Source organism: Blastococcus sp. SYSU DS0619, from assembly GCF_054051035.1.
In genome coordinates this window covers 21,483-30,601 of sequence record NZ_JBJHAM010000031.1, presented here as the reverse complement: position 1 = coordinate 30,601, position 9,119 = coordinate 21,483, and the positions used below count along the sequence as shown (strand labels likewise).

Sequence of the window (9,119 nt, the reverse complement as noted above, 5' to 3'; positions counted from 1 at the left end):
CCCCCCCCGGCGCCCCCCGGCCCCCCCCCCCCCGCGCCCGCCCCCCCCCGCCCCCCCCCCCCCCCCCCCCCCCCCCCCCCCCCCCCCCCCCCCCCGCAGCGGGGAACCCGGCCGCTGGTGGGCCGGGGACGTGGTGGGGCCGGGGACGTGGCGGGGCCGGGTGGTGCCCGGGAGCCGGGGCGGGCGCCTGCCGGGGCTGCGGCGGGCGCCCGCCGTTCGGCGGGGAGAGCGGACGGGGCGTCCCGTCCACCGGCGCGTGCCCACGGTCGCCGGGACGTCGTCCCGACGCTGCCCCGGAGCGCCGGTCCCTGGACGTCGGCCCGGGCCCGGAGACGTCGACACCCCTGCCGGCCGGTGGGCCGGTGGCGCGTCGCGCCGCAGCCGGCCAGGCACCGGCCGGTCAGAGACCCGGTGGTCGCGAGGGGGATCGCGCCAGCGGGCACCGGCAGGAGGCCTGTCGTCCACCTCGCGGACGGTTCCGGGTCCGCGGTCCGCGCCGCCGGCGATCCGTGCCTCCCTGGAGGGTCCGCGCGCTGCCTGCGGAGCAGGAGCCGTGCGGGAGGTCGAGGCCGGATACGTCGAGCGGAGCGGTCTGCGGGTGCCCGGAGGGGCACCGTCGGGGGTGGGCCAGGTGCGGCCGAGGTCGGCCGAGGGGGGGACGTGCTCGGGAACCGAGTCGACGGTCCGCGCCACCCGGGGAAGAGGGTGGCCGGTTCCGGCGTGCTCGACAGGAGAGCGGGGAACGGCGTTCCGCGGCTGGCTGCCGTGGTCGCGCGGTGCGATCAGCTCGACGCGGGGGGCGCCGGGCGGGGGTGCGACGAGGGTGCCCGCACGGGGAACGGATCAGCAGGGGGTCCGTTCGCGGGCCAGGTTCGTCGCGGGGGGAGGGGCGAGCCCCGGACCGGGCACCCGGCCGGATCGCCCCGCGCCCCGGCGCCACCGGACCCCTCGGGGGATCGCGGTGCCGGCACCCGGGGGGTGCGGCGCGTCGGGCCGGAGGTGCGGACCGGGAGAGACGGCGGCGTGGACCGCGCCCCGTACCGACCCGAGGACGGCCAGTCCCGCGGTGGACTCCAGCCGACGCGCGGCTGGGTCCGTGCCGAGGGTTCCGTGGAACTCGGGGTGGTGGGACGGGCGGTCGCGTCAGATGCGGCCGTACCGGTTCGCGACCCCGGCGACGAGGCCGGTCCCGCGGGAATGAGCGCCGCGGCGGGGGAAGACGCCACGGGCTGGATCGAGGGGGTGCTGGGCAGCTCGCGCAGCACCACGGGAGGGTCGACGTCGTGTCGCGCAGGGCGGGCGGGCCCGCCCCAGGCGAGGTGCTCGCCGTGCTCGCCGGCGCCCCACAGCGCCATCCGGCGGCCGAAGGCGCGCACGGCGGCCCGGCGGCGGCCCGGCTCCGGGGCGGGGTGGGCGGCGACGCGCCAGGCGAGGTTCTCGCCCTGCTCCCCGGCGCCCCAGAGCGCCATCCGCCGGGAGATCCCGCGCAGCCCGCCGAGCGGCTGGCGGACGCGCTCGGGGACGACGACCACGCGCGGGGTGAGCGGGGCGGGCACCCGCGCGGCGCGGGCCGGCGGTGCCGGCTGGACCGACCGCAACGGCACGGGGCGGGCGGCCGAGCGGTGCGTAGCCGGACGCGGCCGGTGCCGCGGCCGGGCCTCGTCGGCCCGGTCGAGGACGCCGATGAGCCCCGCCAGCGTGCCGGCCGGCTCGCGCCCGGGCAGGTCGGCGCGCACGGCCGCCGTGGCCGGCTGGACGGCTCGCTGGCTGCTGCTCATGTCGCCTCCCGAAGTCGTGTCCGCAGCAGGGGAAGGTGCCGCGGACAAGGAGAAAGGTAGGGACCGGGGACCTCCGGACGGCGCTGTTCCGACACCCACCCGAATGCGCGTGACCGAACCGTTGCCGAGCCATTCCCGAACGGCCGGTGACCCGTTTCCCGGCGCATTCTCTTGTCGACTTACCGGTGCCCCGTGAGCGTGGAAATGGCGGAGGGAGGGCTCGGTCATCCCGGGGGGGCCGCGCGCCGACCGGCGTGTCGGGCGTCTCGCCCGATCGGGCGCCCCCCCGAATTGCCGCCGCTCCGGGCCGCTCGCAGACTCAGCCGGTGAGTGATCATGGAACCGCTGCCGGCGACGACCCCGCCGCGGCGGAACCCACCCGGTTGCGCCGCGCGATCAGCGGGCGGCTGCTGTTCCTGTTCATCCTCGGCGACGTGCTCGGCGCCGGGATCTACGCGCTGATCGGCGTCATCGCCGGCGAGGTCGGCGGCGCCGTCTGGGTGCCGCTGCTCGTCGCGCTCGGCCTCGCGCTGCTCACGGCCGCCAGCTACGCAGAGCTGGTGACCAAGTACCCCCGCGCCGGAGGCTCCGCGGTGTTCGCGGAGCGGGCCTACCGGAGCCCGCTGGTCTCGTTCCTCGTCGGGTTCTGCATGCTCGCGGCCGGGGTCACCAGTGCCGCGGGCCTGGCGCTGGCCTTCGCCGGCGACTACCTCGGCGTCTTCCTCGACGTGCCCGCCGTCCCGGCGGCCGTGGTGTTCCTGCTGCTCGTCGGCCTGCTCAACGCGCGCGGCATCCAGGAGTCGGTGCGCGCCAACGTCGGGATGACCGTCGTCGAGGTCTCCGGACTGGTCCTGGTCGTCGTGCTGGGGGCGCTGGTGCTCGGGCGGGGCGACGGCGACCCCGGCCGGGTGCTCGAGTTCCCGCCGGGGGTCTCGATCACCTCCGGCGTGCTCGCCGCGGCGCTGGTGGCGTACTACTCCTTCGTCGGGTTCGAGACGTCGGCCAACATCGCCGAGGAGGTCCGCGACGTGCGCCGCGTCTACCCGCGGGCGCTCTTCGGCTCGTTGCTGGTGGCCGGGCTGGTGTACCTGCTCGTGGGGCTGGCGGCGTCGGTCGTGCTCGCACCCGACGAGCTGGCCGCCTCCTCCGGCCCGCTGCTCGCCGTCGTCCAGGCGGCCGATGTCGGCGTCCCCGACCAGCTGTTCAGCCTGGTCGCGCTGGTCGCCGTGGCCAACGGGGCGCTGCTGACGATGATCATGGCCAGCCGGCTGGTCTTCGGCATGGCCGAGCAGCGGCTGCTCCCCCGCCCGCTGGGCCGGGTGCTGCCGGTGCGCCGCACCCCGTGGGTGGCCATCGCGCTCACCACGCTGGTGGCGATGGGCCTCACGCTGGTCGGCGACCTCGGCGCCCTGGCCAACGCCGTCGTCCTGCTGCTGCTCCTGGTCTTCCTCAGCACCAACGTCGCCGTGCTCGTGCTGCGCCGCGACCCGGTCGAGGCCGAGCACTTCCGCGCGCCGACGGTGGTGCCGGTGCTGGCGATCGCCTCCTGCCTGCTGCTGCTGTGGCAGCAGGAGGGCCGCACCTGGCTGCTGGCCGGAGCGGAGCTGGCCGTCGGCGTGCTCCTCTACCTCGTCGCGCGGGCGCCGTGGTGGGCCGGAGGCGACCCGACCGGCCCGGATGCGCCCGCCGAGCCGGCTGCGAGGATGCCGCGGTGACCGACCGCATCCCGCTGGTGATCGACACCGACCCGGGCATCGACGACGCCCTCGCCATCCTGCTGGCCCTCGCCAGCCCGGAGGTGGACCTGCGGCTGGTCACCACGGTGCACGGCAACGTCGAGCTGGCGCAGGTCACCGAGAACGCCCTGCGGGTGCTGCACCTGGCCGGTCGCTCCGACGTGCCGGTCGCCGTCGGGGCGCGGGCCTCGCTGATCCACCCCCAGCCGGAGCGGGCCGGGCACGTGCACGGTGCCGCCGGGCTCGGGGGCGTGGAGCTGCCGCCGTCCCCCGCCGCGGTCGACCCGCGCCCCGCCGTGGTCGCCCTGGCCGAGCTGCTGATGGCCTCCCCGGAACCGGTGACGGTGGCCGCCATCGGCCCGCTCACCAACATCGCGCTGCTGCTCGCCGTCTCCCCGGAGGCGGCCGCGCGCATCGGGCGGCTGGTCGTCATGGGTGGATCCGCCGGCCGGGGCGGCAACGTCACCGCCGCGGCGGAGTTCAACATCTGGTCCGACCCCGAGGCCGCCCAGGCGGTGTTCACCTCCGAGCTGCCCACGGTGATGGTCGGCCTGGACGTCACCCTGCCCACGGTCCTCACCGAGGAGGGCATCGCCCGCTTCGCCGCGGCCGGTCCGGTCGGCCGCTCCGCCGCGGCGATCCTGCAGCAGTACGTCGACCACGCCCGCGACGCCTACGGCACCGCGGGCGTCGTCGTGCACGACGCCCTGGCCCTCACCGAGGCGATCGCCCCGGGCACCCTGGGCACGGTGCGGCGGGACGTCGTCGTCGACACCACGCTCGGTGCCGGCCGCGGTCAGACGCTGGTCGACCGGCGGTCGGTCTCCTCGGCCGGCACGGCCGTGGAGGTCGCCGAGAGCGTCGACCCCGCGGCCGCGGTGGAGTTCCTGGTCTCCCGGCTGGCCCGCCTGGACCGGGCCTAGCGCCCCACGACCCCGTCGACGATGCCGGCGGCGATGTCGCGCAGCTTGCGGTTGTACCGCTGGGAGGCCTGCCGGAGGACCTCGAACGCCTGCTCGGCGTCGATGCCCTGCTGGGCCATGAGCACGCCCTTGGCCTGCTCGATGACCGCGCGCGACTCCATGGCGATGCGCATGTTGCGGGCGTCGTCGGCCAGCCGGGCGTGCGCGTCGGCGTTGGCGACGGCCACCGCGATCATCTCCGCCGCGCCCAGTCCCGCGGCCAGCGAGTCCGGCCCCGCGAAGGCCGCCGGCTGGGACGAGTAGACGTTCAGGGCCCCGATGCTGGTGCCCTGGTAGGGCAGCGGCACCGACAGCGAGCTGCGCACCCCGGTCGTGCGGACCCGGGCGATGTAGGCCGGCCAGCGCTCCTCGGTGTGGATGTCGTCGATGCGGAGGACGACCCCTCCACGACCGGCGTCGAGGCACGGACCGCTGTTCTCCTGGTACTGCAGCTCGTCCGCCTCCAGCGCCATCGCGCCGGCGTGGGCCGCCGTGAACGCCTTCTCCCCCCGGACGAGGGTGGTCGACACCGCCTCGGCGCCCGGGATCGCCCGGGCCGCGATCGCGGTGATGTCGCCGAGGATCTCGGCGAGCTCCCGCCCGCCCAGGGCCACCTGGCTCAGCTCCCGCAGCACGTCGTCCACCCGCCCAGTGTGCCCGGTGCGGAACGCGCCGGTCGCCCCCCTTCGCGCGCCGGGGCGGCATCGGTCAGGATGGTGCGACCAAGCCGGGTCCCGGTGCCGCCTGCGGAGCAGACGCGAGAGGAAGCGATGGCCGACGAGCAGGCCCACGACGCGTGGCCGAGCGCGCCCGTCCCCTCCGTCCCCGGTGACGTCTGGCACTGGCAGCTGGAGGCCATGCAGGTGGTCTCCCGGGTGCGCACCGACCTGCGGGCACGGATCGCCCACCCGTCGGTGTCCTCGGCGTCGACCGAGGACGCCCGGGACGGGCTGCTCCTGGTCTTCGAGGAGCTGGCCTCGAACGCGCTCCGGCACGGCGGCGGCGACGTGCGCGCCCTGGTGGTGGCCGGCCCCGCCGGCTGGCTGCTCGACCTGAGCGACGAGGCCCCGGACCGCCCGCCGGTACCGGCCGTGGACCGCGATCCCGCCCTCGGCGGCATGGGCCTGCACCTCGTGGCCCAGCTGTCCACCGCCTTCGGCTGGGAGGAGCGGCCCGGCCGCAAGCACGTCTGGGCGCTGCTGCCGACCGGCCGGGAGGTGGCCGAGCCGTTCCGGGACCGGCTCCCGGAGCAGCGCTCGCCCGGGATCTCCCGGGACTGAGCTCAGCGCGCGGCCGTGGCCACCGCCGCGCAGAACCGGCCGGCGTCGGTGCGCACCTCCGCCATCGGGGCCAGCAGCTCCTGGACCGCGACCTCCCGGACGGCCGCGCGCAGCCGCCGGTCGGCCATCCGCGCCCGCCGGCGCGCGCGCAGCGCCACGAGCGGGCGGCACACGACCGCCAGCAGCAGCCCCGCCAGCAGCCCGCCGACCAGCAGCAGCGTGGGCAGCGGCAGACCCTCCACGCGGGGCAGTGGCACGACGTCGTCGAGCTGGAGGAACCCGAGCACGACGAGGGCCAGCAGCCAGAGCGCCCCCACCAGCGCGGTGGCGAGCAGCAGCCACTGCAGCCCCGCCGCCGCCCGCTGCCAGAGCGGCACCCGGTCGGGGCCCAGCTCGGTACCGCCGACCGCCCGGTCCAGCGCATCGGCCAGCCGGTCCTCCGACACCTCCGCCGTCCGCCGCAGCTCGTCCCGCCAGGCCGGTGCCAGCCCGTCGCCGACGGCGTCGCGGGCCTCGCGCACGGCGGTCGCCATGCGCGCGCGTTCCACCACGCCGGCCGCCGGCAGCGACGTCCGCGCCCGCGCGTCGCCCAGGTGCAGCCGGTCCAGCGGATCGGCGCGCAGCTTGCGCGTCCAGCGGAGCAGCGGCCACCCGGTGCGCCCGGTCCCCTCCCGCCGGGTCGAGCGCTCGACGGCGGCGGTCACCGTCGGCACGCCGGCCGCGTGGGCCAGGGCGTCGGTGAGGTCGTCGGTGAGCCCGTCGTCGGGCGGGCCGCCGGCCGACCGGCCCCAGCGGCGGCCGCCACCGTCCACGGTGTCGGGGCAGTGCGCCGCCAGTCCCGCGGCGCTGCCGCGCACATCGGCCAGCAACCGCTCGCCGGCCGCCCGCCGGGCGCCCACCCGGCGGGCCAGCTCCCCCCGCAGCTCGGCCAGCCCGGCGCCGGTGCGGGCGGACACCGCGAGCAGCGGCGTGGCCGCCAGCCCCTCCCGGTCGAGCAGGCCGCGGAGGTCGGCGAGGCAGGCGCGGGCGGCCGCTTCGTCGAGCCGGTCGACCTGGTTCAGCACGATCAGGAGCACACCCGCGTGGCCGGCCAGGGGCGCCAGGTAGCGCTCGTGCACGGCGGCGTCGGCGTACTTCTGCGGATCCAGCACCCAGACCAGGACGTCGACCAGCCCGACCAGCCGGTCCACCTCCAGCCGGTGCTCCACCCGCACGCTGTCGTGGTCGGGCAGGTCGAGGAGAACCAGCCCGTCCAGGGCGGCCTCCGGCTCGCGGCGGTGCCGCCGGGGTACCTCGAGCCAGTCGAGCAGCCGGTCGGTGCCGTCGTCCGGCCGGCCCCAGACGGTGGCGTGCGCGACGCCGGTGGTGGGACGCCGCACGCCCGGCGTGCTCACCTCGCTGCCCGACAGGGCGTTGAACAGGGTGGACTTGCCGCTGCCGGTGGCGCCCGCCAGCGCGACCACCGTGGCGTCCCCGAGCGCCTCGCGCGCACCGGCCTTGGCGAGCACGGCCCGCGCCTGGGCGACCTCCGGGACCTCCAGCCGCCCGTCGGCGACCTCGACGGCCTCCCGCAACGCCGCCAGCCTGGTGGCCAGCGACCGCTCCGCTCCCCTCATGCCCGGCGGGCCTCGGCCAGGGCCCGGGCGGCCGCGCGCAGCTCGTCGGCGGCGGCCGGGGGCGGCGCCGCCGCGTCCACCCGCCCGTCGAAGCGGTCCTGCTCGTAGGCCAGCAGCGTCTCCGCCCGCTCGTCCAGGTCGGCCCGCGCCCGCTCGGCCAGCGCCCGCACCGCGGCGTCGCCGAACACCGCCTCCAGCACCCGCTGACCGACCGCCGTCGTCCCGCCGGCCACCGCGACCTCACCCCCCAGCAGCCCCCCGGTCTGCGCGAAGACCGCCACCATCACCACCGCACCGGTCCCGCTCACCCCCCAGGACAGCAGCCGCGCGCGCGAGCGCTTGTCGGCGCCCTCGCTGCGCACCAGGTCCAGCACCGTGCCCTGCCAGTCGCGCACCTGCGCCGCGGCGGCCTCGGGGAAGTCCGGGGACACGCCGGCGAGCTCCCGCTCCTCGCCCGCCAGCAGCGCCGGGCCGGCCGGCAGCGACCGCCAGGCGGTCACCGTCCGCTCGGCGGCCCGGTCGGCCTCGGCACGGAGGAGCTGCTCCACGCTGCTCTCCAGCGCGCCCTGCAGGCTCTCGGCGGGCGCCGGGCGCCCGGTCAGCGCGGCGGCGACCCGATCGCGCACCCGGCCGACCCGGTTCTGCAGCGTCCGCATCCACTCGCCCGTGCCGACGAACTCCTGCCAGCGGGCCAGCACCTCCCCGCGCAGCAGGCTGCCGCTGCGCACCCCCTCGTCGATCCCGTCGCGCGCCGCGTCGTACGCGGCGGACGCGGCGTCGTGCAGGGCACCGGCGACGGCGAGCTGCTCGTCCACCGCCGCGGCGACCACGGCGGTCCGCTCCTGCAGGCTGTCCAGCGCCCCGCCGAGGGTCTGGCGCACCACGGCCGCCCGCTGCTCCTGGTCGGCCGCCAGCCCGTGCAGCCAGCTCCGCAGCGCCGCCACCTGGTCCTCGGGCAGCCGGCCGTCGGCCAGCGGGCGCTCCTCGATCACGAACAGCCGGGCCGCGGCCAGGCCCGACCGCTCGAGCATGCCGGCGAGGTCCGCCGTGATCTCCGCCGCCGCCTCGGGGGGCACCCGGTCGAGGACCACCGCCAGCGCCGTCCCCCGCTGCTCGGCGGTGCGCAGCACGTCCCAGGGCACCGCGTCGGCGTAGCGGGCCGCCGTCGTGACGAAGACCCACAGGTCGGCTGCGGCCAGCAACTGCCCGGCGAGGTCCCGGTTGGAGGTGACGACCGAGTCGACGTCCGGCGCGTCGAGCAGGGCCAGGCCCGCGGGAACGTCGTCGCGCACCACGAGCTGCACCGTCCCGGGGCCGCCGTCGCCGCCGGTGACCCGGGCCAGCCCGGGGAGCACGCGGTCCCCGGAGAAGCTGCCGGCGTCGGCCCGGGAACACACCAGCACCGGGGCGCGCGTCGTCGGGCGCAGCACCCCGGCGGTCGTGACCGGCGCGCCGACGAGGCTGTTGACCAGGGTGGACTTGCCGGCGCCCGTGGATCCGCCGATGACGGTGAGCAGCGGGGCGTCGAGGTCGAGCAGGCGGGGCAGCAGGTAGTCGTCGATCTGGTCGGCGACGCTCCGGGCGGCCCGGGCGGCGTCGTCGCGCGCCGGCGTCGCCAGCCCCAGCGGTGCGGTGGCCAGCCGGTCCCGGAGGACCGTGAGGGCCTCGGGCAGGCGAGGCGGCGACGTGGTCACACCTGCTGCTCTGCCCCGGGACGCCGCCCGCTACCCGCCGGTTCCGGCCGCGG

The 9,119-nt window shown here is 77.8% G+C and carries 6 protein-coding genes; 3 read left to right on the top strand and 3 right to left on the bottom strand.

The window, feature by feature from the left end:
• The first annotated feature begins 2,104 nt into the window (after positions 1 to 2,104).
• Entirely contained in the window at positions 2,105 to 3,493 is a 1,389-nt protein-coding gene (locus tag ACI79T_RS20370) for an APC family permease (RefSeq protein WP_456611913.1), read from the top strand.
• Positions 3,490 to 4,437: a nucleoside hydrolase gene (locus tag ACI79T_RS20365; RefSeq protein WP_456611912.1), complete on the top strand. Its 948-nt coding sequence runs from the start codon at positions 3,490 to 3,492 to the stop codon at positions 4,435 to 4,437. Before ACI79T_RS20370 ends, ACI79T_RS20365 begins: the two co-directional genes overlap by 4 nt.
• Here the strand turns inward: ACI79T_RS20365 and ACI79T_RS20360 are convergent.
• Positions 4,434 to 5,120, bottom strand: a complete 687-nt coding sequence (locus ACI79T_RS20360; RefSeq protein WP_456611911.1) for an ANTAR domain-containing protein — start codon at positions 5,118 to 5,120, stop codon at positions 4,434 to 4,436. The genes ACI79T_RS20365 and ACI79T_RS20360 overlap by 4 nt on opposite strands.
• Positions 5,121 to 5,246: 126 nt before the next feature.
• Here ACI79T_RS20360 and ACI79T_RS20355 point away from each other — a divergent pair, with 126 nt between their 5' ends.
• Positions 5,247 to 5,756, top strand: a complete 510-nt coding sequence (locus tag ACI79T_RS20355; RefSeq protein WP_456611910.1) for an ATP-binding protein — start codon at positions 5,247 to 5,249, stop codon at positions 5,754 to 5,756.
• Between the two features lie 2 nt (positions 5,757 to 5,758).
• Here ACI79T_RS20355 and ACI79T_RS20350 read toward each other — a convergent pair whose 3' ends face one another.
• On the bottom strand, positions 5,759 to 7,372 hold the full coding sequence (locus tag ACI79T_RS20350; protein ID WP_456611909.1) for a GTPase: 1,614 nt from the start codon (positions 7,370 to 7,372) through the stop codon (positions 5,759 to 5,761).
• Entirely contained in the window at positions 7,369 to 9,066 is a 1,698-nt protein-coding gene (locus ACI79T_RS20345; protein WP_456611908.1) for an ABC transporter, read from the bottom strand. The genes ACI79T_RS20350 and ACI79T_RS20345 overlap by 4 nt, the downstream gene beginning before the upstream one ends.
• Between the last annotated feature and the right edge of the window lie 53 nt (positions 9,067 to 9,119).

What these genes read in the sequence shown, in the direction of transcription:
- ACI79T_RS20355 (WP_456611910.1), top strand. Translation starts at nt 5,247, where the DNA reads ATGGCCGACGAGCAGGCCCACGACGCGTGGCCGAGCGCGCCCGTCCCC.
- ACI79T_RS20350 (WP_456611909.1), bottom strand. Translation starts at nt 7,372, where the DNA reads ATGAGGGGAGCGGAGCGGTCGCTGGCCACCAGGCTGGCGGCGTTGCGG.